Below are 26,974 nucleotides of genomic sequence, written 5' to 3'. Positions count from 1 at the left end.
TTTTTACGTCTGAAATAAGTGGCTGATAAAAGGGGCTGAGAAAACGGCTCAGGGGAAGTCCTTGAGTGAAAACGCCCACGTACTGAAGCTATTTTTGGTACCATTTAGTTGTGTTGATTTTGATTCTTGAAAGGATCTGATCGTCTTGCTTGTTTGGGGATAAACGTTAGTTTTATGCACAAAAAAGCCCAGCATGATACTGGACTTTGTGTATAGATAAGGTGAAATCATTAGCGGGTATTGTCTGCTAATTCACTTAGCAGCAGGCGTTGAGCGCTACGGTATTCGCCTTTTCGTGGTTTCGAAAGTTGATAGGACCCATCACTCTGTAGAATCCAACTTTGAGTATTGTCTGTTAAATAATACTCAAGCTCCTTCTTAACACGTCGAGTTTGTTTGTAATCTTGCAGTGGGAAAGCCACTTCGATTCGGTTGTTTAAGTTTCGATCCATACCGTCCGCGCTGGATAGATATACCTGAGGGTTACGATTGTTATAAAAGTAATAAACACGCGTGTGCTCTAGGAACCTACCTATAATACTACGAACTCGAATATTAGAAGATATTCCCTTGATACCTGGGCGGAGGGTGCAAATGCCTCGGATAATTAAGTCGATTTTCACGCCAGCTTGTGATGCTTTATAGAGGGCTTGAACGAGCTTTTGTTCGGTTAAGGCGTTTACCTTAATAATAATACGAGACGGTTCGCCTTTCTGTGCATTCTCTGCTTCACGGTTGATCATTTCAAGCAGGCGATCACGTAATGTAAACGGTGCATGCAATAATTTTTTGACCTTTAATTCTTTGCTCATTCCTGTCAATTGCTGAAAGACACGATGAACATCGTCGCCAATGTCTTTATTGCAAGTCATGAAGCTGTAATCGGTATAAAGCCTTGCATTGCCCGCGTGATAGTTACCTGTTCCTAAGTGTACGTATCGAGTTAGGTCTGAGCCTTCTCTGCGTACGATCAAGATCATTTTGGCGTGTGTTTTGTGGCGAACAACGCCATAAACAACAATTGCACCAGCGTCTTGTAAGCGGCTTGCCAAGGCTAAGTTTTCGGCTTCGTCAAAGCGGGCTCTTAATTCAATGACGACCGTCACTTCTTTGCCGTTACGAGCCGCTTCTACTAGCGCGTTAGCAATAGGAGAGCGGGCGCCAGTTCGATAGAGTGTTTGACGAATTGCCACAACACTTGGGTCTTTAGCCGCCTCACTTAATAGATCTATGACTGGTGAAAAGCTTTCAAACGGATGCATTAGCAGATAGTCGCGTTGGCGAATCGCCTCAAACAAGCCACCAGAACTGGCCAGTTTTCTGGGTAAACCAGGAGAAAAAGGAGGGTACATTAAGTCTGGGCGATCGACTAATTCAAGGACCGCCATAAGACGACTTAAGTTAACTGGCCCATCAATGCGATACAAATCTTGCTGTTCTAAATCAAATTGTTTTAGCAAAGAGTCAACAATATGCGCGGGGCAATTATCAGCAATCTCTAATCGTACCGAGCTGCCATAATGTCGACTTTGCAATTCGGTACGCAGAGCGCCAGCCAAATCGACCCCAATGTCATCTGAGTCTACCTCTAGGTCTGCATTTCGAGTTAGGCGGAATTGGAAACAGCCTTTTACCGTCATTCCAGGGAATAGCTGGTCTGCATGGGCATGAATAATAGACGATAAAAAAACAAGATTGTCTCCACCTTCACAAACATCATCAGGCAGTTTTACCAGTCGCGGTAATGAACTGGGTGCAGGTACAATCGCTAACCCATTTTCACGGCCAAAAGCATCACGGCCTTCTAGCTCAACAACAAAGTTAAAGGTTTTGTTGGCGAGCCGAGGAAATGGATGTGCAGGATCAAGACCAATCGGACTGATAATAGGGAGCACATTGTCGCGAAAATAGCGCTTCACCCAAGTGGCTTGTTTTTCATTCCAAACCGTTCTGCGAATAAAGTTTACATTTACCGTCGCAAGCTTAGGCAAAATAATATCATTCAGAATGCGGTATTGGCGGCGAACAAGTTTATGAGCTTGTTCGCTGATTAACCCTAAGACTTTTTTAGGGTGCATGCCATCCGGACCGTTTTTCTCGCGGCTGTATTCAAGTTGGCTTTTTAAACCCGCAACGCGGATTTCAAAAAATTCGTCCATGTTTGAGCTGAAAATACACAAGAACATCAATCTGTTTAAGACCGGATGGTTCTCATCCATTGCCTGTTCGAGTACGCGAGCATTGAATTGCAAATGGCTTAATTCGCGGTTGAAATACAGCTCAGGGTCAGCCAAGTCTATTTCTTCCGGTATGCGCTCCTCAATGGCTATTTTGGTAGGATCTTGCGGTTGCTCCGGTATGGGTTCTAAAACGAGTTCAGCATCGAGTTCAATTGGCCGATTAGAGGACGATTCTTTTTTTTCTATTTCGTTCGCAGACTGCTCAGACATGTGTTCCTATTATCTCCAAATACCGTTTAATTATATTGTTGGTATCTTTGTTCTTATTGCCTACTTATGTAGGCATGTCATAACAAATTACACCAACGCAGCCTGCTGGTCACCGATTCTATTCGTTTATTTGTGCGATAAGTGGCGAATTTTTAGTTTTTAAGCAGGCGTGCTGCGTCTTTTGCAAAATAAGTCAGGATGCCGTCAGCGCCAGCGCGTTTAAAGGCCAAGAGCGACTCCATCATAACCGTGTCTTTATCGAGCCAACCATTCTGGAATGCCGCCATGTGCATGGCATATTCTCCACTGACTTGGTAGGCAAAGGTTGGTACTTCCAATTCTGTTTTTACGCGACGAACAATGTCTAGATACGGCATACCAGGTTTTACCATGACCATATCGGCACCTTCGTCCAAATCGAGCATCACTTCACGAATGGCTTCGTTTGAATTAGCAGGATCGATTTGATAAGTAAATTTGTTGCCTTTACCCAGGTTTCCGCTGGAACCAATCGCGTCACGAAATGGACCGTAATACGCAGAAGCGTATTTGGCGGCATACGCCATGATTAATGTATTAATGAACCCTTCGGCTTCGAGCTCTTCTCGAATTTCACCAATGCGGCCATCCATCATGTCTGAGGGCGCGACAACATCCGCGCCGGCTTTCGCGTGGGATAGTGCTTGTTTCACAAGCGTATCGACGGTGATGTCATTTAACACATAACCAGAGTCATCGATGATGCCATCTTGTCCGTGCGTGGTATAAGGGTCTAATGCAACATCGGTAATCACACCTAGCTCAGGATGCGCGTCTTTAAGCGCTCGAACAGCACGTTGTACCAACCCATTTGGGTTATAGGCTTCTTCCGCTAGTAGGGATTTTTTATCGCCAGAGATAACCGGAAATAATGCAATCGTAGGAATGCCTAGTTCGACCAGTTCTTTGGCTTCTTCCAGAAGTAAATCGATAGAAACACGATCGATATTTGGCATAGAAGGAATGGCTTCGCGGATCTTGCTACCTTCAAGAATAAACATTGGATAGATTAGATCGTCTGTTGTTAGACGATGCTCACGCATAAGTCGGCGAGAAAAATCATTTTTACGCATGCGGCGCATACGAGTGTATGGAAATGTCATCCAATATCGCTCCTGTTCGCTGGGTATGAATTTACGTGACAATTATGACAATATTAAGTCAGTCGACGTTTAAAAGCTTTGTGCTAACGCAATACTTTACGTGTTCTTAACAGACCTTCTGTTATGAGTCCTTTTTACCGGCTTATCATAAGAGAGCTTCCGCTTCTTCTAATTCTTCTTGTGCTTCAAACCAAGCCTCTTCACTTTCTGCGAGCGATTTTTTCCATTTGGTTTCATCGTTCAATAAACCTTGCAGCTTTTCTCTTTGCTCTGCTTCATAAAGCGATGAATCGGACATCGCCCCTGAAATTTTGTCGAGATGATCTTGCGCTGTTTGCACAGCTTTTTCATGTTTCTCGATTTGTTTACGAAGCGGGCGCAGTTTCTCACGCATTTCTGCGGCTTTGCGTCGCTCTTCTTTGCGATCCGTTTTATCCACTTTTGCTATGTTTGATTCGCCTTTCTCCACTTGTGCGGCACTGGCTTGTCTTGCTTGTAACCAAGCATGATAGGCCGGAAGATCTCCGTCAAAGGCTTGGATTTGATTGTCTGCGACGAGATAAAACTCATCGACGGTGCTGTTAAGTAAATGACGATCGTGGGAAACCAGCAAAATGGAACCAGGGAATTCTTGCAACGCTTCTGTTAGCGCTTGGCGCATGTCTATGTCGAGATGGTTTGTTGGCTCATCGAGTACAAGAAGATTGGGCTTCGTCCACGCGATAAGAGATAAGGCGAGTCTGGCCTTTTCACCACCAGAAAAACCTTTCACGGCTCTGAGTGCGTCATCACCCACAAATCCGAATCCACCTAAATAACGGCGAATGTCACTTTCTAGGACTTTTGGCGACAATCGTTGTATGTGAAGAAGTGGTGACGCTTCTAAGTCTAATGCACTCAATTGGTGTTGAGAGAAGTAACCGATTTTTAGATTTTCTCCGGTGACTTTTTCGCCTGATAAAACCGATATCTCGCCGACGATGGATTTGATTAGCGTTGATTTACCCGCGCCGTTTGGACCAAGTAATCCAATGCGCTGACCATCGCGAAGGGCGAAGTTACTATTGCCAAGTTGCACGGATTCCACACCAGTGTCGGATGTGTAACCTAGATCCGCTTGCGATAGATTGATCAATAATTGTGACGTTTTTTCCGCCACGGGAATAGAAAACTCAAATTGAGAGTCAATATGAGCAGGCCCAATGATCTCCATCTTTTCCAACATTCTAAGACGACTTTGTGCTTGCTTGGCTTTATCCGCCTTAAAGCGAAAACGATCGACGTATTGTTGTAGATGGGCGCGTTTCTCTACCTGTTTTTCATGGTTCGCTTGTTGCTGAGCGAGGTGTTCGGCACGCTGGCGTTCGTAGTCAGAGTAGTTGCCTTTATAAAGGGTAAGTTTCTTCTGATAGAGGTGAACGATATGACTGCAAATACCATCAAGAAAGTCTCGGTCATGGGAAATCAAAACGAGGGTGCCAGGGTATTGGCGAAGCCAGTTTTCAAGCCACATGACGGCGTCTAAATCCAAATGGTTTGTCGGCTCATCGAGCAAAAGCACATCGGAAGGGCACATTAAAGCTTTCGCCAGATTCAAACGAATTCGCCAACCACCAGAAAAGTCCGATACAGGCCTTTGCATATCGGCCATTTTGAAACCTAATCCTTGAAGCAGTGTTTCGCCTCGTGATTGGGCGGTGTAGCCTTGCGCGTTTTCAAATTCGCCTAGCCAGCTTGCATGAGCATGGTCGTCACCGTTAGCTTGCGATTTAGCGATGTTCTTTTCTATTGTTCGCAGTCTATCGTCGCCGTCTAAGCAATAGTCCAGTGCCGATCGCTGTGTTTCCTCCACTTCTTGTGCCATGAAGGAAATACGGCGCTGCCCTGGGAGAATGACTTCGCCTGTGTCGGCGTGGAGCTCGCCTTTGATCATGGCAAATAAAGACGATTTACCGGCACCGTTTGCGCCAATTAGGCCGATTTTTTGGCCTTCAAAAATAGTAAGGTCGGCGTCTTCCAATAAGAATTGAGTGCCGCGTTGTAAGCTAACTTCAGAAAACTGGATCATAAAAACTAAGAATCTCTTACCTCTATCATGAGGAATAAAATTAGGTGCTTCATGGTTGAATGCAATGCTGAACATTTTAGAGTGCTGTTCGCGTAAACGAAATAGCAAGCGTGCATATTCCAAGTACAAATCCCCAGTTAATGACGTTTTTAAATTGGATGATTGACCCGCTCAAGGGTAAAATGACAGTAATCTTAATTTGAAATTTTTTACTCAGGCCGTTTGTCTGAGAAAGGTGTGATTTGTGAATAATGTAACCATAAATGAAATACAGCGTTTTTCATTCGATAATACCAATGTCCGCGGTGAGCGGGTGTTATTGAACAGTGCTTATCAAGAAATCATTAAGCGCAAACAATACCCGTTATCGCTGGAAAAGCTTCTTGGTGAATTCGTCGCCGCGATCGCGTTGTTGCGTGACATTATTAAAATTGATGGCGTGCTATCGATTCAAGCGAAAGGCAATGGTTTTTTGTCGACCTTGATGACGGAGTGTGATGAAAATCAAAATCTTCGCGGCATTGCACAATGGGATGAAAACCAAGATATTCCAGACACGTTTTCTTTAAAAGACGTGTTAGATGGAGGTTATCTAGCCATTACGATTCAACCGCGCAATGGTCAGCGTTATCAAGGGATTGTCGAAATAGTGGGCGATACTTTATCCGAATGCCTTGAACAGTACTTCTCTCAATCTGAGCAATTGCCTAGCCGAGTGTGGTTGGCAGCGAATGGTGCTCAGTGTGGCGGTTTATTCTTACAACGATTACCGCTTGAGCAGGCGAAAGAAGGCGATGAAGACGCGTGGGAACGTTTTACGCAGTTGGCTTCTACCGTTAAAGAAGAAGAGTTACTTGGTCTTGAAACGGAGGTTTTACTGCATCGTTTGTATCATGAAGAAGAGGTTCGTCTTTACGATACTAAACCAATGCAGTTTGGTTGTTCGTGTTCTCGTCAGCGTACGCTGGACGCTGTTATGTCACTTGGCTCGGAAGAAATTCGTGAGCTTTTGATTGAGCAAGGTAGTGTGATGGTTGATTGTCAGTTTTGTGCGGAAAAGTACGAATTTACCGAAGATGAACTGGCGGATTTGTTAGGCGATCAAGCGAAAACACATTAACGCTAAAATGTGGCGTGGTTAATCAAATCACGCCACGAAATAATGCCTATGACCTGTTCTTGCTCATCGATAACGGGCAGACAAGATATGTCCACTCGCTTAAACCAAGCAACAATCTCTTCTATTGATGTGTTTGCTTTTACCGCAATAGGTTGGCGTGTCATGACTTGATGGGCGGCATGGTTTAACGTGTCTAAATCTCTGGGTTGTTCAGATGCACTGTCAATAAATGGGCTAATAAAACGCAAAAGATCTCTGTCTGAAATGATACCGACAAGCTTGCCTTTTTCTGTGACAGGAAGGTGGTGAAATTCATGGCTTGCCATGGTTTTCCGCACATTGGGTAAGCGGTCGTCCATATCCACGCAAATGACATTGGTAACCATGATATCTTGTGCTTTCATCGTCATATCCCCGTTTGGTTCATTATGAGAAGATTTCGGATATTTATACTGAACATTAGTTTTTAAATATACTGGCTAAATAGAAGCAGGTTTTTTATTACTGTCGTTAACATCGCCTTTCATGCTGCTAAAGTCAATAAAATCCCCATTACCTTGATATTCTAGGTATGAATATATCCACATTCTTATACTAAGGTCTCAAGACATTGTCTTCAAAATCCGTATAATCATCGTACACCTAATCAGAACCTTTTGAGTTGTTTGTTTTTTAAACATCCTCTGCACTTAAGGCCTTCTGAAGAGGGCGAGAGGAAAGTAAAGCCGTGTTTTCTAAAGCACAGGTTGTTGGCCAAAAGCCGTCTTTCTAAATCACTCTCCAATTCACAATTGGCTATGACACGGCGAAATCATATGACCTCAAATTCTGTAGACGTTTTACTAGTCGGAGGCGGTGCGATGAGCACCACCTTAGGAGTGTTACTAAAGCAATTAGACCCTAGCATGACCATGATGATGGTTGAGCGATTGGGTGGTATTGCAAAAGAAAGTACAGATGGCTGGAACAATGCGGGAACGGGCCATGCTGCATATTGCGAACTCAATTATACGTCTGAAAATGATGATGGCTCCGTTAATATAGATAAGGCCGTTAATATTAACGCTGCTTTTGAAATCAGCCTGCAATTTTGGTCCTACCTTGTTGAGCAAGGTTTAATGCCTGCTCCTCAAGAGTTTATACACCGCGTACCTCATCAAAGTTTTGTATGGGGTGAACGTAACGTCAATATGTTAAAAGCACGCCATGTTGCCATGAGTGCACACCCAGCTTTCAAAGAAATGCAATACACGGAAGACCGTGAAAAAATGAAAGAGTGGATGCCTCTTATTATGAATAACCGTGACGATAGCGAACCACTTGCTGCCACACGTGTAGAGCATGGTACCGATGTGAACTTTGGTGCCATTGCTCGTAATATGAGTAAGCACTTAGAAGGGCTGGATAACTTTGAGCTGAGCCTAAACACCGAAGTAAAAGCATTAAAGAAAAAAGCCGATGGTCGATGGGATGTTGACATTGAGCAAAATGGCGCGCGTAAAGTTATTGACGCAAAATTTGTTTTCCTAGGCGCGGGCGGTGGTGCGTTACCTCTTCTGCAAAAAGCAGAAGTGAAGGAAGGTAAAGGCTTTGGTGGTTTCCCTGTTAGTGGTCAATGGTTAGTCTGCGAGAAGCCAGAATTGGTTGAGCAGCACTTTGCCAAGGTCTACGGCGCGGCGCCAATCGGTGCGCCTCCAATGTCTGTTCCCCATTTGGACACACGCATCATTGATGGTAAGAAAGCCATATTGTTTGGCCCATTTGCTGGTTTTACGACGAAGTTTTTGAAAACAGGTTCGTTTTTTGACCTGCCTAAAAGTGTGCGATTTGACAACATAAAACCAATGCTGAGTGTTGGTAAAAACAATATGGATTTGACGCGTTACTTGATTAGTGAAGTGATGCAATCTCATAAAGATCGTTGCAACTCTTTGCGCCAGTTTTTTCCGGATGCAAAGGATGAAGATTGGGAGCTTGCGTACGCTGGGCAACGAGTTCAAATCATCAAAAAAGACGAAGAAACGGGTGGAAAGCTGGAGTTCGGAACAGAAGCCATTACGACCGAAGACGGTTCATTGGCGGCTTTACTTGGCGCGTCGCCTGGCGCATCAACGACAGTAAATACCATGATTGGTATTTTGGAACGTTGTTTCCATGACCGTTTCGCTTCGACAGATTGGCAAACCAAAATGAAAGTAATGGTGCCTTCTTATGGAGAATCCTTGGTAGAGAATACGGATTTATTACTCTCTATCCGTGCTCATACTTTGGCGACACTAGAGTTAAAGCCTTAAAATAAGCGATTTCGCTATACATAAAAAAGCTGGGTCATTTCCCCGGCTTTTTTGTATTTTTAACGGCCAATAAAAGAACTAACTTTGAGACTTAATATGACAATGAATTTTGCTGAGCGCGCAGATCAATTGTGTGACAGATTACGAGAAATTGAACATGGTGCTGAAGAAGGCGATCAACTTTTTTATTGCGCTTATCTTTTGGGGCTTTTAGGTTTGCACAGTAGTGTTGAAGGCGAAGGTCAAAATGAATTCGATCAAGCCTTTAGCGGGGTTCTGCAAGAAACACTAGAGGCAGAAGGTGTGACTGAGTCGGATCAAGAAAGTATTACTACGCTATGGCAATCAATTTGTAAGCATGCTGCTTAATCATAACGATTACGTTATTTAAAAAGGGAGGCAATGTCAGATTGCCTCCCTTTTTAAATGCTTTTTTATCGAAGGCGTCTATTTTCCTGGATGTGGTGCATAAGCAAAAACATCAGAAAAACAACGATCTTTGTTCAAGCCTTTGGACTCTAATTGATCCAGTGTGCCGTATACCATGTTTACTGAACCACTGATGAGCGCCACGCAATTGCTTAGATCCGGGTGATCGTTCAGAATGGCTTCATATAACCAGCCGCTTCTTCCGTGCCACTGGTCACTTTCTTCGTTCACGATGACGTCTAGTGTGAACGGTGAGTATTTATGGGCTTCTTCTAACCATTCTTGAGCAAAGACATCTTCTGCGCTTCTGAGTCCCCAATAAAAAGACACGTTACCTTGAAAGTTTTTCTCAACCAAATCGCTGTATACGCTTTTTATTTGAGAGAAACCCGTTCCGCCGGCGATGAGTAAAATATGTTCTGGATTCGAATCTAAAACGGGATTATGGGAGTGGCAGTCGCCGCCTGGTGCTTTTATTGTAATTTCGGCATTTGACTTGATGTATTCAACGACTTTATTGGCCAATGATGCCACGTCAGAAACAAGAATATACAAAATCACCTGAGGCAATTCGTGTGGGGCGCTGCCAATAGAGTAAGGAACCTGTTCACCGGTTGGTAATACTACCATTAGGTACTGACCTGCTGAGAAAGATAGGTCATCTACTTGTAGGTTAATTTGGTAGACATCTTTGTTAATAAGTTCAACGGTGTTTACCTTCGCGGTAATCTCTTTCATGTGACGGCTCCGATATTAAGTCGTACTACTCTTAGTGAAAAGTGGGCGAACATTGATAATGCAATACGTTGGTCATATAAGTAAAAAAAAGCCACTTCATGAAGTGGCTTTTTTATTGCAGACTTCTTGCTGCGGCAATGTCTACTTATTTGTTTTTGCCTTTCATTGACTGGAAGAACTCATCGTTTGTTTGAGTGACTTTCAAGCGGTCAATGAGGAATTCCGTAGCGGCAACATCTTCCATAGGATTCAATAGCTTACGAAGAATCCACATGCGTTGAAGTTCATCTTCAGACGTTAATAAATCTTCACGACGAGTACCAGAACGACGAATGTTAATCGCAGGGAACGTGCGCTTTTCAGCGATTTTTCGGTCAAGATGCAATTCGGAGTTACCCGTACCTTTGAATTCCTCAAAGATAACTTCATCCATTTTAGAGCCTGTATCAACAAGCGCCGTCGCGATGATGGTCAAACTTCCGCCTTCTTCAATGTTACGTGCGGCACCAAAGAAGCGTTTTGGGCGTTCCAATGCGTTGGCATCAACACCACCGGTCAATACTTTACCTGAAGAAGGAATGACGGTGTTGTAGGCACGAGCCAAACGAGTGATGGAGTCTAGTAGAATAACAACGTCACGTTTATGTTCGACAAGGCGTTTTGCTTTCTCGATTACCATTTCAGCCACTTGAACATGGCGAGTTGGTGGCTCATCAAAGGTAGAGGCAACCACTTCACCACGAACGGTACGAGACATTTCTGTCACTTCTTCAGGACGTTCATCGATCAGTAATACAATCAAATCACATTCAGGGTTGTTACGAGTGATGGCGTTTGCGATGTTTTGCAGCATGAATGTTTTACCCGCTTTTGGCGGAGAAACGACCAAAGCACGCTGACCCTTACCCATAGGAGCAACAAGATCAATAATACGTGAAGTGACATCTTCAGTAGAACCGTTTCCTGCTTCCATCAATAGACGTTCATCAGGAAATAAAGGCGTTAGGTTTTCAAAAAGAATTTTATTACGAACGCTTTCTGGCTTATCAAAGTTGATTTCATTCACTTTTAAAAGCGCGAAGTAGCGTTCGCCATCCTTTGGTGGACGAATCTTGCCGGCAATAGTGTCGCCTGTGCGAAGATTAAAGCGTCTAATTTGGCTTGGTGAAACATAAATATCGTCCGGGCCTGCCAAGTATGAGCAGTCAGGTGAACGTAGGAAGCCAAAGCCATCTTGTAGAATCTCTAAGATACCGTCGCCATAAATGTCTTCCCCACCTTTCGCATGACGCTTTAGGATCGAGAAAATAACATCTTGTTTGCGAGAACGAGCCATATTGTCTAGGCCCATTTCTGATGCGATTTCTAAAAGTTCGTGTACTGATTTCTGTTTTAAGTCGGTAAGGTTCATAAATGGGTTTTGTATTAGCTCAATTGAGGAAAATTGACGGAATTAGAGTTAATAATTTAGTAACAATAATTTGTGTCTGGAAGTATTTTACAATGTATCAGCTACTCGGCACCAAAACGCAAAACAACATGGTTAGAAGTGTGTTCTGGTTTAAACTAGCCCGGGTAGGGCCAAAAGCCAATACAGCGCGAAACAATTTGATTGGAATCTAAACGTGATTTGATTACTGCTTTATCACTGTTAAGACCATCCATACTATAGTTCGACTTAAAGGCGAGGTCTATAGTGAAACTTAGGAAAAAAACATTTTCTGATAATTTTTTGATCAAAGATAGGTTTTATAAGGTTTTCAGAGGTTGTTTTTTTACTTTTAGTGCATTAATGACGCTTGATTTTCGGGAAAAAACCGGAAAATTCATTAAAAAATCCTTTAAAAGACGGCTGTTTTTAGGGTTTTGTTGCCAATGACATAGGCAAGTAACTGATATACTCTTGTCCATATTAAGACTCCTGCAAGATAAGGCTTTTTGAATGCAATCACTCTTTTTGCAACAATCTCATGACTTTCCCTTTGAAAAAATAGCGGCTATCGATCTTGGGTCGAATAGCTTTCATATGGTTGTGGCTCAAGTTACCCATGGGCAGTTACGTATCACCGGAGAGTTTGGGGAAAAAGTTCAGCTGGCCGCAGGATTGGTTGATGAACGTTTAGACGATGCCGCGCAGCAGAGAGGTTTGGATTGCCTTGCTCAGTTCGCACAAGTTATTGAAGACATGCCGCCAGGCTCTGTTCGAGTGGTTGGGACGAATGCACTGAGGGTTGCCAAGAATCGTTATGACTTTATTGGCAAAGCGATGGATATTATGAGTCACCCAGTTGAAATTATCGCTGGTCGAGAAGAGGCGCGTCTTATTTATGTTGGCGTTTCCAGAACCATGGATCATGGTGATGCCAAACGCTTAGTGGTTGACATCGGTGGTGGCAGTACAGAGTTTATTATTGGTAAACAACTAGAACCAATATTAACGGAAAGTCTTCACATGGGGTGTGTAAGTTTCAAGCAACGTTTCTTTGATGATGGCACGATTAACAAGTCGAATTTTCAGAAAGCGGTTACCGCTGCACGTTTAGAGCTCCTCAGTATCCAAGACGATTACCTTGATGAAACGTGGGAGGTCTCCATTGGCTCCTCTGGCACCATTAAAGCGGCGTTTAATATTGTTAAGGAAAACAATTGGGGTAAAAAAGGCATTACGCTAAAAACGCTTAAACAGATACAAAAAGCATTATTTTTGGCAGGTCATGTCGATAATATTGATTTGTTAGGCCTAAAACCTGAGCGTAAAAGCACTTTTGCCGCAGGTATCGCCATATTAACGGCTGTGTTTGAATGCTTTGATATTAAGCAAATGGACTTTTCAAATGGTGCATTAAGAGAAGGCGTGCTTTATGACATCATGGGTCGCTACGCAGAGACGGACATTCGTGAGCGTACGGTTAACTATATGTTAAATCAGTACCACATTGACACAGAGCAAGCGAAGCTAGTCACGAATACAGCATTGTCTGCGTTGGCTCAGGTGAAAGAATCTTGGAACTTAAATAGCATTTCCAGTGAGGATTTACTGAGATGGGCAGGTTTACTGCATGAAGTCGGACTCGGTATTTCACATAGCCGATATCATAAGCATGGTGCTTATATTATCAGTGAATCAGACATGCCGGGATTTTCCCAACAAGAGCAGCAGGCACTGGCAAATTTAATCTTGCGACATCGACGTAAGTTCACTCAATCGTTGGATTATCGTTTTACAAAAAGCGATCAGCAAGATTTAGATCGGCTGTCTATTATATTGAGACTGTCTATTTTACTGCATCATGATAGGAAAGAAGGCGATATGCCTATTTTCACCCTGAAAGCAGATAATAAAACCTTACACGCTGAATTCTTACCTGAATGGTTAAACAGTAGACCGTTAACGTTAGCAAACTTACAACGTGAAGCGGATTCATTAGTCGCAGATGGGTACGAGCTGACTTTTAGCTAAAGGTTAGCGTCTATCTGTGCACAGTGTTTATTTTTGGTTGGTTAGGTTAATTTATCAATCGAACGGTACAGTGCCGCGACTTCTTCTCGTTGCAATCCCGTAATACGGGAAACTCGTCCAATACTGGATGATACTTGGACAGACTCTTTTCTAGTATCGTCTTTTTCTTCTGATTTCTCAGGTTGGAGTTGAGCGGATAGTAATTGTTTCGCTTGATCCGATAGTTGAACAGGATCTTGTGATTTTTGAGAATCTGAGCGCGCCTGAGTATCTGCCTGTACCGGCAAAGTAGGAAAATACAAACGGTTGCTTGGTGCTACTGATGAAATGGACAAAACAGTCACCCAGATAATGGTTTAAGTTACTACCCCTTAAAGCATAGTACAAAAAATGAGCTTGGTGTGTTTTTGTTGTTAATTTGTGAATGTGTTTATGAGCAAGTGAAGGCGTGTGTAAATGTGAGTGGGAAACGGAGCATTAATTAACAATGACTTAAATTCTCATTGAATTCCTTTCCATTTCCTATTTATTTTATACTCTCATTCACCATATTAGTGTCATTGACATATAAGGATGATATTGTCTGTCAATAAGTTAACTAATAATAGAGCATTTAACAGAGGGACATTCTACTTTATATCCTGTTGATAACGTGAATGATTCTCTGTTGTAAGTAATTTGCTTCAAAAAGGATGCCGCATGAGCCAAGAAAATCTCCCAATAGAACACCTTTATTTTACTGAGACTAACCTAGAGCAAATCTTAGAAAATTTAGATATCGTTCGTAATCGAATACATCCGCAACTCACCGAAGAAACTGGCATTAATGATCAGGTGTTTCCGTCTGTTTGCTTGATTGGTTTGGGTCGCTGCGGCTCCAACATCGCGTTGGATGTTGCATCGCTAGTCTATGATGCAAGAACCAACTATATGCGTGAAGTGGAAAACCAAGAATTATTAGATGTGGAACGAGAGTTCCGCCCAATGCGTTGGATTCGTAAGCATTTGCCCATGGAAGGAAAAGACGGTTTTAAACCCGTTTTCTTAATTGAGCCTATCGTATTACTGGGCGACTTGGATAAAGATATTGAAGGACGTATTCGCTTTTCTAACCAAGAAGGTCGTGCCAAGTTCTTAGAGGAATACACTAAACTTCAAATAATGGACCTGTCTGAAGTGCATGCTGGTGGTGCCGGTAATGCGCCTATTTTAGGTCAGTATCTTGCGAAAATAATTCTTAATAAGGACGCAACGACATTCCGCAATGAAAGCTGGAAGCAAATGCATTCTTATCTGGTTGATTCCTGTGGTATTAAAGCGAATCAGTCACGTCTCTATTTTTATATTTTCAGTGCTGGTGGTGGTACGGGCTCTGGCATGGCGTCTGAATTTGGTCTTGCGCAGCAATTTTCTTACTTGAGCAAAACGTTTGACTATCGCTCTGATCAAGCTCAAATGGCTGATAAACGTCATAGCTTTGTATTTGAGCCTATTTTCACTTCAGGTATTTGTATTCTCCCTAATATTTCTGGCAAGAACGTGGAAATCTCAGAAGCGTTACACATTAATGCTGGGCGTTTGTTAACGAAATACATATCTGAAGAATGGAATTTTTCTTATAACGAAGAGCGTGAAGAAGACGAAGTACCTGCAGATGTCATGGAACGTATTCGCCCTTGGAATTCAATGATGTTAATTTCCAACGACATTATGCGTTATGCCGAAGAAGAAGACGGTGGTGACGCGGACAACATTGATGTCAACACAATGGAAAAATACGCCAATCAGTATATTTCTCAGCAAATTTTCAACATCTTAACCGCGCAAGCCGTTACGACCGATTACGATGAAGATTACTTTCGTCGTGCCGGTATTGATATTGCTGAAACCATCCGTTTGGATGCGAATGATCTGTTTATGAGTTTGGCGGGTCCGGTCGCGGTCGCTTATGCTGAAAGCGTGGTGAATGAAGGTACGCATCAAGACAGCGTAGATATTGATGATTTGTTTTGTCGTTCTATCGAATTACCACACTTTAATAATGATACTTCGGCTATTGAAGGTGTCAGTGTGTTACCGGTTGAATCTGAGCGATACCGAGAAGCGATTAAGAATTACCGTAAAAGTGGCTATGATGCGAGTACATTGAATCATTTGCATTTCTTCAAAAACTGTTCGTCCATCGTTTCTATTATTTCTTTGCCTCGAGACTATAAATTGTCCTTTACGGCATTGAATCGTTTGAAAATGCACTTGAACCGTTTATGCCCGAATACCACATTAAAGCGTTATGCGTTGGTTATCGGCGCTTCAGCTAACTTGTCTTTAACAACGTTGATCGCAAAAAGCCCATGTTTGAGTGATGATTTCTTAACGCTGATGGTGGCTTACATGAAGCGCTGTTTTGCTCGTGATGATTACCGATACACAGATGAAATTGATAACGCCATCATTAAAATGATTCAAGACGATGAATTCGATGAGTCGTTGGTGGATAAATACTTTACGACGTATGAGAACCCAGCGAAAATTTTGGACACAAACTGGTATGCCATTAAGCCAATGTACGAGAAAAAATATCGTGAATTGATTGATAACAGCCAACGTTTTGTTTCTATAAATGATATTCGCTTGGACATTAATAATGTGAAGAATGCGATTAAGTATCTTCGTGAAATTTATCGCCATCGCATTAGTAAAACTAACGTTCTTACACTTAATGGTTAGGTTAGTATAGCGGTGTAAACCGTTTTGATACTTTCATTTTCAAAAGCCACCTTCGGGTGGCTTTTTGTGTTTTATGGCATGACATATCGGAGATGGCGTCGAAAGTTGGCTTAACTATTGAATGTGTTTATAGTGAGCTCAATTCTTTGTTTCGCATGGTTATTTTCTGGCTGAGATAGTTACTTTAGTGAGCGTCAGTTGTGCGGTCTAGAATTGGGCGAATCCTTTTGGTGCGCTTTTTTGGTTTTAGGATGTGTATGGCTGAATTCTATTGGTTGTTAGTGGCTGCCGCGTTTGTTTTTTTGATGCAAGCGGGTTTTTTATGTTTAGAAAGTGGGCGGATCCGCAGCAAAAATAGCATCAATGTGGCGGCCAAAAATATATCCGATTTTATTATTTCAACGACACTATTTTGGTTTTTTGGCTTTGGCATCATGTTTGGCGATTCGGTCGCTGGTCTATTTGGTGTTAGTGATTTTTTGTTCGATGACAAACATACCTCCTGGGAAGTCAGCTTCTTCATTTTTCAGATGATGTTTTGCGGAACGGCGGCAACACTCACTTCCGGCGCTGTGGCTGAGCGCATGACGTTTATTGGGTATTTGGCTATTACAGCGGTGTTAAGTGCCTTTATTTATCCTATCGTTGGTCATTGGGCTTGGTCTGGTGTTTATCCTTCAGAAGGGCCTAGAGGGTGGCTTGAGTCGCTGGGCTTTGTCGATTTTGCCGGCTCTACTGTTGTTCACTCCGTAGGTGGTTGGGTTGCATTGGCCGCCATCATGATTATAGGCCCTCGCTTGGGGCGATTTGAGCAGGGCATTCGCCTTCCTCCTGGTAATAACCTTCCTTTATCTGCACTTGGCACCTTATTAATTTGGTTTGGTTGGATTGGTTTCAATGGCGGAAGTACGTTGGCGCTGACCGATGATGTGCCGATTATTATTTTAAATACTTTTATCTCAGCGGCTTGGGGCGGGTTGATCGCGGCAGGCATCAACTATTTTAGAGATGGTTATGTTGAAGTCGGTTTTGTATTAAACGGTACGATTGCAGGGTTGGTGGGAATTACGGCTTCTTGCCATGTGGTTTCACCAGGTGCCTCTGTTGTTATTGGTGGCGTTTCTGGTGTGGTTGTCTATTACGGTAGTTTGTTGATGGAGCGCTGGCGCCTTGATGATGCGTTAGATGTGGTGCCCGCTCATTTGTTTGCTGGAATATGGGGGACATTGAGTGTGGCCTTATTTGGTAAAGCGGACAAAATCGACAACGGTTTGAGCTTTATAGAGCAGCTTTGGGTGCAAGCGACTGGTATTGTTGTCATTGGTGTTTATTGTTTTGTGGTGGGTTATGCCTGTATGTGGTTGTTAAACCGCTTCATGCCACTTCGGGCCAGTAAAGAGCAAGAAGAGCAAGGTTTAAATGTGGCGGAGCACCGTGCGACCACGGAGTTATTTGATCTGCTGACATCGATGCAATATCAACAAAACAACGCGGATTTTTCGACACCGGTACCAGAAGAACCGTTTACCGAAGTGGGTCAAATTGCGCGTAAATACAATCAGGTCATTGGTCGTGTTAGTAGTGAAATTAGTCAGCGAGATGATGCGTTAACACGTTTTCAAGAAAGTGAAATGCGAAAGTCTGCCATTCTGAATTCTTCCATGGATTGCATTGTGACGATCAATCGTTTTGGTTCTGTTATGGAATTTAATCCCGCAGCAGAGCGGACGTTTGGGTGCTTGAAAAAACAGGTGGAAGGAAAGAGCTTTATCGGTCTATTTATTCTTGAAGAGGATAGACAGAAAATTTTTGAAAGTTTAAATTCGGGCTTTTCATCTTCCAGTGGCCTCATTCTAAATCGACGTAATCCGTTCCGGCTACAGCGTGGACAAAATCATCATTTCCCTGCAGAAATTGCCATTACTAAAGCAAATTCCGAACCCTCTGTCGAGAGTGAGTACACACTTCATATTAGAGATATGACTCGTCATATGAAGCTTCAAGAGCGTTTGAAGTTTTTGGCTTACAGTGATCCGTTAACAAGTTTGTATAATCGAACCTATTTAATGGATGCGCTGGTGGGCGCTTTGTTGTTTGCGACGAAACAGAAAACATCGGTCGGTTTGTTATTTTTAGATCTGGATAACTTCAAAATCATCAATGACACATTGGGGCATAAAGCGGGTGATGAGTTGTTGTGCGAGGTCGCAAGACGTTTGATTACTGTGTCGGACTCGCGCGATGTGATCGCGCGCTGGGGTGGTGATGAATTTGTCTTTATGATGACGGAACAGGTGACAGAACATCAATTGGAAAAGCGTGCTCAAGATATTCTTAATGTCATGCGGATGCCTGTTCAACTTAACGGCCAACACCTTACTATTCCGACAAGCATTGGTATTTCGTTTTCAGATGATCAGGGGGTGAATGCCGATAAATTGATCCAGCAGGCAGATATCGCAATGTATTGCGCAAAAGAAAAAGGGCGTGATAATGCGCAGTTTTTCACGCCAGAAATGGCCAGCGTGGTTACCAAAAAATTTGGCTTTGAAAGCGAAATAAATGAGGCGCTTTCATTAGGGCACTTCTTTTTGGTTTATCAACCGAAAGTCTTTATGGAAAAAGCGCGTGTTTTAGGTATGGAAGCGTTGATCCGTTGGAATCACCCAACCAAAGGGCTGATCTCCCCTGTGGAATTTATTCCCATAGCAGAAGAATCGAGCTTAATCATTAAGATTGATGAGTGGGTAATTGACCAAACATTAAAGCAACAAAATATCTGGCGTGATCAGGGTTTGACGATTCTTCCTGTTGCGGTGAACCTTTCAGGACGGCACCTGGTGTCGGACTCTTTAGTGGCTTATATTTCTGAAAAACTGGAACACTATGGTATTGAAGGACGGTTATTAGAAATTGAGATCACGGAAGGCATTTTGTTACAAGATATCCAGCGTTGTATTGAAGTCATGGCGGAACTGAAAGCGCTCGACATTAAAATATCTGTGGATGATTTTGGCACCGGCTATTCTTCCTTAAGCTATTTAAAGCGCTTGCCTTTGGACACGTTGAAGATTGATCAGTCGTTTGTTGAAGAGTGCGACAGTCATATTGAAGACACTAAAATTTGTGAAACCATTATTCATTTGGCGAGGAATTTAGAGCTTACCATCGTCGCTGAGGGGGTTGAAACGGCGTCGCAGGCTGAGATGTTGAGATCATTAGGTTGTGAGATTTTTCAAGGATATTTCTTCCACAAGCCCATGAAAAGTCATGAGCTTGCCACATTGCTTGCTAAGGATTCTGTGGAGGCTTAGTCGGGGCTTCTCGGTCACGAATGGTTTCCATCAAGTCTTGGCCTTTTGTGTCTTTTAATGACTTAGTTCGCTGATGAAGCGCGGTTTTTGCAATCATGTTTGCAGCAACCGGCGCGGTAATCAAAAGGAACAAGGTTATGAGCAATTCCTGAATAGAAAAGAAGCCTTTTAAATGACTTTGAAAGATCATCGACGCAACCAAAACCCCCGTAATGCCTAACGTTGATGCTTTGGTTGGGCTGTGCAGGCGCATGTAAATATCGGGCAAGCGAACGAGACCGTAAGAACCAATTAATAGAAACGCGCCTCCAATCAGCAAAGACACGCAGATAATAATCTCTAAATATAAAGGCATAACTTATCCTATTCTATGATGTCGCCGCGAAGTAAGTATTTACATAGTGCCGCTGTACTGACAAATCCTAGCATGGCAATTAATACGGCGGCTTCAAAGTACAAGGCGCTTTTTATGTAAATGCCATACAGCAAAATAAGCGCGATCGCGTTTATGTACATGGTATCCAGTGCCAAAATCCTATCTGATATCGAAGGACCTTGCAGTAATCGCCATAAATTCAAAATTAAAGCGATGCAAATACAAACAGCCACAATAATAATGGTCAAATTTAGCATCCAAAAATCTCCTTAATAGGCTTCTCGTAGCGCTGTTTGATGGATTCAATGAGCTCAGCTTCATCGTCAAGGTGAAGTGCATGAATATAAAGCCACGCTTTATCCTTCGATACTTCTGCACTGACCGTTCCTGGTGTCAGTGACACTGTACTGGCCAAAACCGTAATGCCTAAGTCTGAACTAACATTAATGGGCACAGCAACAAACCCTGGGCTAAGGTTTTTGATTGGTCCAATAACAAGCAATGCGACCTCTACGTTGGCGGTTAAAATATCTTTTAACACCATTAATGCATAGCGAATGGCCAACCAAGGCTTCAGGATTCTAGGGTGTTCATCAAGCATTCCTGTTACGAGCCAAGGTATGGTAATTGCGAAAAAAACCGCTAATACAATGTGTCCTGCGCTGATGGAATTATTCAGCAGGAGCCAAACAACGAAAAGTAGCAGGCTGTGGAAGGGCATAGGGAATAACTTCATTGGGTTACTCCAGGTAATAGGTCATATGCAGAAGACTGAATGTCATGCAAATAGTCAGCGGCTTGCTGTGTAAACTCACTGATGTCGCCACCGAATAGGACTAATATGGGAGACGCCAGTAACAATAGTGCAATACTGATGATCTCTGTTGTTTTTGCAGGGATCGCCTCGTTTGCCACAGTGCCATTGTGACGCCAAAATAACGTGGTTCCCGCTCTCGAAAAGGTAATCAGTGCCGCAAGGCTACCAATTAGAATAAGAGGCCAAACCCACATGGTTTGCGCTGTAGACTGTGTTGCTTGCAGAATCATAATTTTTCCGACAAAACCGGATAGCGGTGGCATTCCGATTAATGCTAATGCCGAAATGGCAAAAGCAAAACCAAGTAGCCTTGGCTGAACAAAAGGGCGCGAGCGGACAAAACGGTCTTCCGCCTTGCCTCGTTGACGTGCCATTACATCCGCCAACAAAAAAAGCCCGGCTGAAGCCAATGTACTATGAACCATATAATAGAGTGCAGCAGAAGTGGCTGCTGCTGAATTGATTGCAGCGCAAGCCAGCAAACTACCACTGGAAACGATAACCAAATTGGCACTAAGGATTTTCAAGCTAGGGCTAGCAAACACACCAATACTACCAATCGCGATGGTTAGTAAGGCCAAAGGCCACAGCCATGGGGTTGCAATATTTGCGAGTTCACCAGCATGTTCTCCGAAAATTACAGTATAAACACGGAAAATACTGTAAATCCCGACTTTCGTCATAATGGCAAACAGTGCTGCGACGGGGGCGCTGGCGCTGGCGTAGGTTTTTGGTAGCCAAAAGTGCATTGGAAGCATAGCGGCCTTTAGGCCAAAGACAACCAATAATAGCAGTGCGCCTGTTTTTGCGAGCGTCGCGGTTTCACCTTGAAGTTCTCCCACTTTGATCGCCATGTCCGCCATGTTAAGCGTGCCTAGCGTGCCATATAAAATACCGAGCCCAAACAAGAACAGGCTTGAGCCAACCAAATTAAGAATGACATAGTGCAGCGCGGCTTGTGTTTTTTGCTTGCCACCGGCATGGATCAGTAGCGCGTAAGAAGCGATCAATAACACTTCAAAGAAAACGAATAAATTGAATATGTCACCCGTCAAAAAAGCGCCGTTAATGCCCATGATTTGAAACATAAACAAAGGGTGGAAGTACGCGCCACCTCTGTCTTGTCCTGCCACAGCATACAGCATGACGCAGAATGACAAAAAGGCCGTAAGCAGTACGAGAAGGCTAGACACTTTGTCTGCCACTAGAGCGATACCAAAAGGCGCTTGCCAGCCGCCTAAGGCGTAAAGTTGGACGCCATCTGTATTGATTTTATAAAGCAAAACCGCCGATGAGATAAGCAAAAATAATGTGCCAATGATCGATGTTACCCGTTGTGAATTGATATCACGAGAAATGGGTGGCAATAACATCAGAGCGCCGAACAGTAATGGAATCAAGATTGGAAAAATGCTTAGGTGTTGCATTTATTGGCTTCCTCCTGATTTTCGTGCTGTCGGGTTTGGCTGTGTTGGTATGGTGCCATCAACATGATCATTTCCTAAATCAGCGCGTGCGCGCATGGCCAATATCACGGCAAATGCGGTCATCGCGAAGCCAATGACAATGGCAGTTAAGACCAATGCTTGAGGGAGCGGGTCACTGTATTGTTCAGATTGACCAAGTACGGCGGCGGCATTGAGTTTTAGTCTTCCGCTCGCGAAGAGAAACAAATTCACCGCGTATGACAATAAAGTTAAGCCGATAACCACAGAGAAGCTGCGGCCTCGTAATGCGAGAAAAATACCGCAGGCGGTCAATAAACCCACGCAAAATGCGTACAAACCTTCCATTAATCATGCTCCTTTTGTACTGGGCGTTCACTGGTCGTTAATTGTCCAAGGTTGGCAAGAATCAACATGGTTGCTCCAATGACAGTAAGGAAAACACCAAGATCAAACGCCATGGCGCTGGCTAATTCAAACTTGCCAATGACCGGTAAATAAAAATAATCAAACCAAGAGGACAAGAAAGTATGCCCAAAGACCCAGCTACCGAGGCCGCTTAGGGTCGCAATACCAATACCAGAACCAATCATGATCTGATAATCCAATTTAATTCGAGTCTTAATCCACACCACACCGTGCGCCACGTATTGTTGAATAATAGCAACCGACGTAATAAGGCCGGCGATAAAACCACCGCCAGGCATATTGTGTCCGCGCAAGAAAATGTACGCGGATACCAAGAGTGCCAATGGCAACAAGCTTTGAGAAATGACCGCCAATAAAATCGGATGTCTGTCTTCAGACCACGCCAAACCATTGTCATCACTGGATGGCATGTAAAGACGCATTCTTGCGATCAGTTTATAGATACCCAGCGCGGCAATACCCAAAACGGTGATTTCACCTAAGGTATCAAAACCACGGAAGTCCACCAAAATGACATTCACTATGTTGGTGCCACCACCGCCAGTTTTACTATTTTCGGTAAAAAAGGTCGAAATCGTATCGAGAGGGCGAGTCATCAAGGCATAACAAATGGTGCCAATGACGCCACCAATTAATGACGCCAGCCCTAAGTCTCTGACCACACGACGAGGCGATGATTCTTTCGGTGTTGTTTGCGGAAGGAAGAACAGCGCCAATATTAATAAGATGACAGTGACAACTTCGACGGACAATTGGGTCAGTGCTAAATCGGGTGCGGAAAACTGCGCGAATGCCAGCGACACGATTAATCCAACAACAGACAAGGTCAGCAGCGCAATAACGCGCCTTCTGTGCCATATCACGGTTGCCAGAGCAGAAATACACAATAGAACCGCGCAAGTGATAGAAAGTGCATCAAGAGGGATTTCTGGGCGCTGCCCTGCGGTGGTGTTTAGCTTCATCAACGAAGACGCGGTCATAATGACCGCAAACGCCAATACAAAGAAAATATACCGCTGCAAAGAGCCGTTTTCCGTTAGGGAAATGATGCGGCTGGCTTTGGCAGAAAGGTATTGAATAACACCTTCAAATATTAACTTAGGGTCACTTGTTGGAAATTGGGCTTGAAACTTAAACAAATGCGAGCGGCTGTAATACATGAATAAACCACCGACCAACGCTATAAAACTCATTAACAGAGGGAAGTTAAAGCCATGCCAAATAGCAAGGTTATAGCTTGGCGCTGGGCCATTCAGTGTGGCACTGGCCGCTGCGAGTAATAAATCACCAACCACCAAGCTTGGGAATATGCCGACTAAGAGACACAATGCCACCAAAATTTCCACAGGCACACGCATATAACGTGGTGGCTCGTGGGGCGTTTTTGGTAAGTTAATTGGTTCGCCGTTAAAGAAAACGTCGTGAATAAATCGAGTCGAATACGCGACGGCAAACACTCCGCCTAAAGTGGCCAATACAGGAATAAACCAAGACAAGGAGCCAAGCGATGCCTGATGGAGTGTTTCAGTAAAGAACATCTCTTTGGATAAGAAACCGTTCATTAATGGCACACCCGCCATGGACGCAGAAGCCACCATCGCCAATGTGGCGGTATAAGGCATGTATTTCCATAAACCGTTCAGCTGGCGCATGTCTCGCGATCCAGATTCATGGTCGATAATGCCCGCCGCCATAAATAATGACGCCTTAAAAATAGCGTGGTTGATAATATGGAAAATGGCCGCGACCGCCGCAAGGTCAGTCCCCATTCCTAATAACAGCGTAATTAAGCCTAAATGACTGATGGTAGAATTGGCCAACAGACCTTTGAGATCGTGCTGGAAAAGCGCAATGTAAGCACCGACTAGGAAGGTTGCAAGCCCTGTTAAGCTGACAATCAAGAACCATAAATCGGTATCCGCAAGCGCAGGGTAAAAACGCGCCATCAGGAATATGCCCGCTTTCACCATGGTTGCAGAATGCAAGTAGGCACTGACTGGCGTTGGCGCTGCCATCGCATTGGGTAGCCAAAAATGGAAAGGAAACTGTGCGGATTTGGTGAAAGCACCTAATAAAATCAACACAACAATCACAGGGTAATTCGCGCTGTCTTTAATAAAAGGGCCGCTTTCCAGAATATCTTGAAGGCTGAAACTGCCAACGGTATTGCCTAAAATGAGTAAGCCAGACAATAACGCTAAACCGCCAGCCCCTGTAACGGTTAACGCCATTCTTGCGCCTTTTCTCGCTTCTGTTTTATGACCCCAAAAGCTAATGAGTAAGAACGAGCTGATGCTGGTTAACTCCCAGAAGAACCAGAGTTGAATTAGGTTGTCGGACAGAACCACACCCAGCATGGAAAACATGAATAAAATCAAATACGCGTAGAACTTACCGATTGAATCCTTGGCAGATAAATAATAACGAGCATACAGAATAACCAGTAAGCCAATGCCCAGAATTAAGATAGAAAATAACAGGGCAAGACCGTCTAAACGAAAGGCAAGTTCCAGTCCAATGGTAGGAATCCAAGGTATTGATGCTTGAAAAAGCGTTCCTTGAAAAATATCACCAGCATGTGAAAGAACTAAAAATAAGGTTAAAGCGGGCAATGCGGCGGTTAAAAAAGCGCAAGCTGTGCGGCTTAAACGAGCGGTGATAAGCGGAATTAAAGTGCCTAATAAAGGAAGAAAAGGCAGCCAAATCAGTGAGCTCAAAGGTAACACTCCTTATTAGTTAGAGAATATACAAGATGCGTTGACGGTGTGAGCATGGTTGTTATCCTAACAATCGGTCTCTTTGTGTAGTGTGTTAGTTTTCGCTTCAAGGCAAGCTAACAAGGCAGAACGTAATAAGCATAGCCTTTTACTAATTTAATCAATAGCCTAAAACCGTAATCATCAGAAAAAAAACGCTGTTTGGTGTACGAATTAGTCAGAAGCTAAGAACGTAGAGTATCGGAAAAGTTCCGCGAAGTAAGGCGCAACACAAAGCGACTGAAATCACCCCTAGTGTGGTTCTTGGGCGATTTCAGTCGTGGGTGAATGGTTGAAGTCTATGGCGTTAGTGGTGTTTCACTTCTTCCATAAGGCTTTCAATGTGTACGACAACTTGCAAACTTGCTACTTCCATTTTATCTAATTGGGCGAGCATAGCGTGGGTGTCGCCTTCTTTAGCTGCTTTGAGTGCTGCCCGTCCAGACTCATGAACGGTTTTGTGTGGCACTTCTATGGCTTTGAAACTGTTGGATTTTTGGAAGTGGCGGCTGCCATACCCTTCGTAATACCATTTACCTAAACGACACTCGGTATGTAAATTGACCTCCTCATCGAATTTTTTCTTATCGATGCGATTGTAAACATCATTTTTCCAGACGGCATGATCCAACTTTACTGTGTTCAAAAAAGAGTGAGTAGCCGCTAGGCTGATTACTCGTTGCATGTGATTAGAGCGAGAGATGACATCGTCCACAACTTGGTCAATTTGAACCGAAGATGAGGAAATGTCCATCGCACTGACTTGGTTATTATTCACCATGCTTTTGATTTGATCCGTCTGCAATATCACTTGCTTTACGAGCGTTTCAACTTGTTCGCTTGCGCTGTGGGTTTTTCCTGCGAGGTTACGAACTTCATCGGCAACCACGGCAAAGCCGCGTCCAGCAGAGCCTGCTCTAGCGGCTTCTATTGCCGCATTTAATGCGAGTAAATTGGTTTGCGAGGAAATCTCTTGAATGCTTGAAACGAGCTGACTAATGCCATTTGCTGTTTTATCAAGCACATTGGCAGCGCCCATGCTGTCATTGGCCTGCTCGTTGATTAGGCTGGCGCGTTCGCTCAATCGAGTTAAAGCAACACGTGTTTCGTCGAAAATATCATCCAGTTTAGCTAAGGCTACCCGTTCTTCGATGAGGCTTTCTGCGCTGTCTGCTAAGCCAAAGCGGATTGAGTTGAGCATCTCTCCACCGCGCAATTGATAACGAATTAGCTCTAAACTGTCGCCTGAATGATGTCTCGATGCATGCAGTTCTTCCGTGACGGCATCGAGCTTCGCTTGGAGCGTTTGCATGGCTTGCTGATGGCTAGCGCGTTCGCTTTCTAATTGCAGAGTCAGTTTTTTTGCTTGTTGTTTTAATTGAGAGTTAAAAAACATAAAGGGGTCCAAT

At 43.6% G+C, this 26,974-nt stretch carries 20 protein-coding genes and 1 pseudogene; 6 read left to right on the top strand and 15 right to left on the bottom strand.

Annotation, left to right across the window (positions count from 1 at the left end; translation table 11 throughout):
• Positions 1 to 230: 230 nt before the first annotated feature.
• The 3 genes from ppk1 to D104_RS32140 form a co-directional block, all read right to left on the bottom strand.
• Positions 231 to 2,450, bottom strand: a complete 2,220-nt coding sequence (gene ppk1, locus D104_RS32150) for a polyphosphate kinase 1 (protein WP_024024772.1) — start codon at positions 2,448 to 2,450, stop codon at positions 231 to 233.
• A gap of 152 nt (positions 2,451 to 2,602) precedes the next feature.
• Positions 2,603 to 3,592 (bottom strand): porphobilinogen synthase, encoded by a 990-nt coding sequence (gene hemB, locus D104_RS32145; protein ID WP_024024771.1) that lies wholly within the window; start codon positions 3,590 to 3,592, stop codon positions 2,603 to 2,605.
• Between the two features lie 145 nt (positions 3,593 to 3,737).
• Positions 3,738 to 5,660 carry an ABC-F family ATP-binding cassette domain-containing protein gene (locus D104_RS32140; protein WP_024024770.1) on the bottom strand — a complete coding sequence of 641 codons (1,923 nt, stop codon included), beginning with the start codon at positions 5,658 to 5,660 and terminating at the stop codon, positions 3,738 to 3,740.
• 244 nt (positions 5,661 to 5,904) lie between these two features.
• Between D104_RS32140 and hslO the strand changes: the two genes are divergently transcribed.
• Entirely contained in the window at positions 5,905 to 6,780 is an 876-nt protein-coding gene (gene hslO, locus D104_RS32135; protein WP_024024769.1) for an Hsp33 family molecular chaperone HslO, read from the top strand.
• A gap of 2 nt (positions 6,781 to 6,782) precedes the next feature.
• Here the strand turns inward: hslO and D104_RS32130 are convergent, their stop codons facing one another.
• Complete coding sequence (locus D104_RS32130) at positions 6,783 to 7,184, bottom strand: CBS domain-containing protein (protein ID WP_024024768.1); 402 nt, start codon at positions 7,182 to 7,184, stop codon at positions 6,783 to 6,785.
• Between the two features lie 393 nt (positions 7,185 to 7,577).
• On the opposite strand from D104_RS32130, the gene mqo reads away from it, so the two are divergent.
• Positions 7,578 to 9,074 (top strand): malate dehydrogenase (quinone), encoded by a 1,497-nt coding sequence (gene mqo / locus D104_RS32125; protein ID WP_084546038.1) that lies wholly within the window; start codon positions 7,578 to 7,580, stop codon positions 9,072 to 9,074.
• Between the two features lie 96 nt (positions 9,075 to 9,170).
• Positions 9,171 to 9,443 (top strand): YfcL family protein, encoded by a 273-nt coding sequence (locus tag D104_RS32120; RefSeq protein WP_024024766.1) that lies wholly within the window; start codon positions 9,171 to 9,173, stop codon positions 9,441 to 9,443.
• Positions 9,444 to 9,521: 78 nt separating this feature from the next.
• Here the strand turns inward: D104_RS32120 and D104_RS32115 are convergent, their stop codons facing one another.
• Positions 9,522 to 10,241 (bottom strand): NAD(P)H-flavin reductase, encoded by a 720-nt coding sequence (locus D104_RS32115; RefSeq protein WP_024024765.1) that lies wholly within the window; start codon positions 10,239 to 10,241, stop codon positions 9,522 to 9,524.
• A gap of 145 nt (positions 10,242 to 10,386) precedes the next feature.
• Positions 10,387 to 11,652 carry a transcription termination factor Rho gene (gene rho / locus D104_RS32110; RefSeq protein ID WP_024024764.1) on the bottom strand — a complete coding sequence of 422 codons (1,266 nt, stop codon included), beginning with the start codon at positions 11,650 to 11,652 and terminating at the stop codon, positions 10,387 to 10,389.
• Between the two features lie 531 nt (positions 11,653 to 12,183).
• Here rho and D104_RS32100 point away from each other — a divergent pair.
• Positions 12,184 to 13,701, top strand: a complete 1,518-nt coding sequence (locus D104_RS32100; RefSeq protein WP_024024762.1) for a Ppx/GppA phosphatase family protein — start codon at positions 12,184 to 12,186, stop codon at positions 13,699 to 13,701.
• Between the two features lie 41 nt (positions 13,702 to 13,742).
• Here D104_RS32100 and D104_RS32095 read toward each other — a convergent pair whose 3' ends face one another.
• Positions 13,743 to 14,036 (bottom strand): hypothetical protein, encoded by a 294-nt coding sequence (locus D104_RS32095; RefSeq protein WP_152531166.1) that lies wholly within the window; start codon positions 14,034 to 14,036, stop codon positions 13,743 to 13,745.
• Between the two features lie 364 nt (positions 14,037 to 14,400).
• Here D104_RS32095 and D104_RS32090 point away from each other — a divergent pair, with 364 nt between their 5' ends.
• Both D104_RS32090 and amt read left to right on the top strand, forming a co-directional pair.
• Positions 14,401 to 16,428, top strand: coding sequence for a hypothetical protein (locus D104_RS32090; protein WP_024024760.1), 2,028 nt, complete (start codon positions 14,401 to 14,403; stop codon positions 16,426 to 16,428).
• A 257-nt stretch (positions 16,429 to 16,685) separates the two neighbouring features.
• Complete coding sequence (gene amt / locus D104_RS32085; protein ID WP_024024759.1) at positions 16,686 to 19,742, top strand: ammonium transporter; 3,057 nt, start codon at positions 16,686 to 16,688, stop codon at positions 19,740 to 19,742.
• Here the strand turns inward: amt and D104_RS32080 are convergent.
• The 8 genes and pseudogenes from D104_RS32080 to D104_RS37710 all read right to left on the bottom strand — a co-directional run.
• Entirely contained in the window at positions 19,720 to 20,097 is a 378-nt protein-coding gene (locus tag D104_RS32080; RefSeq protein WP_024024758.1) for a Na+/H+ antiporter subunit G, read from the bottom strand. The two genes, amt and D104_RS32080, sit on opposite strands and share 23 nt — an antisense overlap.
• Before the next feature lie 8 nt (positions 20,098 to 20,105).
• Positions 20,106 to 20,375 carry a K+/H+ antiporter subunit F gene (locus D104_RS32075; RefSeq protein WP_024024757.1) on the bottom strand — a complete coding sequence of 90 codons (270 nt, stop codon included), beginning with the start codon at positions 20,373 to 20,375 and terminating at the stop codon, positions 20,106 to 20,108.
• Positions 20,369 to 20,854 (bottom strand): Na+/H+ antiporter subunit E, encoded by a 486-nt coding sequence (locus D104_RS32070; protein ID WP_024024756.1) that lies wholly within the window; start codon positions 20,852 to 20,854, stop codon positions 20,369 to 20,371. Before D104_RS32070 ends, D104_RS32075 begins: the two co-directional genes overlap by 7 nt.
• On the bottom strand, positions 20,851 to 22,362 hold the full coding sequence (locus tag D104_RS32065) for a monovalent cation/H+ antiporter subunit D (protein WP_024024755.1): 1,512 nt from the start codon (positions 22,360 to 22,362) through the stop codon (positions 20,851 to 20,853). The genes D104_RS32070 and D104_RS32065 overlap by 4 nt, the downstream gene beginning before the upstream one ends.
• Entirely contained in the window at positions 22,363 to 22,728 is a 366-nt protein-coding gene (locus tag D104_RS32060) for a Na+/H+ antiporter subunit C (RefSeq protein WP_024024754.1), read from the bottom strand.
• Complete coding sequence (locus D104_RS32055) at positions 22,728 to 25,526, bottom strand: monovalent cation/H+ antiporter subunit A (RefSeq protein WP_024024753.1); 2,799 nt, start codon at positions 25,524 to 25,526, stop codon at positions 22,728 to 22,730. The genes D104_RS32060 and D104_RS32055 overlap by 1 nt, the downstream gene beginning before the upstream one ends.
• A gap of 346 nt (positions 25,527 to 25,872) precedes the next feature.
• Entirely contained in the window at positions 25,873 to 26,250 is a 378-nt protein-coding gene (locus D104_RS37715; protein WP_235075939.1) for a CZB domain-containing protein, read from the bottom strand.
• A gap of 48 nt (positions 26,251 to 26,298) precedes the next feature.
• Positions 26,299 to 26,766: pseudogene (locus tag D104_RS37710) on the bottom strand (methyl-accepting chemotaxis protein); the annotation flags it as partial.
• Between the last annotated feature and the right edge of the window lie 208 nt (positions 26,767 to 26,974).

Origin of the sequence: Marinomonas profundimaris (genome assembly GCF_000508165.1) — a bacterium.
Lineage (GTDB): Bacteria > Pseudomonadota > Gammaproteobacteria > Pseudomonadales > Marinomonadaceae > Marinomonas > Marinomonas profundimaris.
Note: the sequence above shows the minus strand (reverse complement) of the source record. Positions and strands in the feature narration are given on the sequence as shown.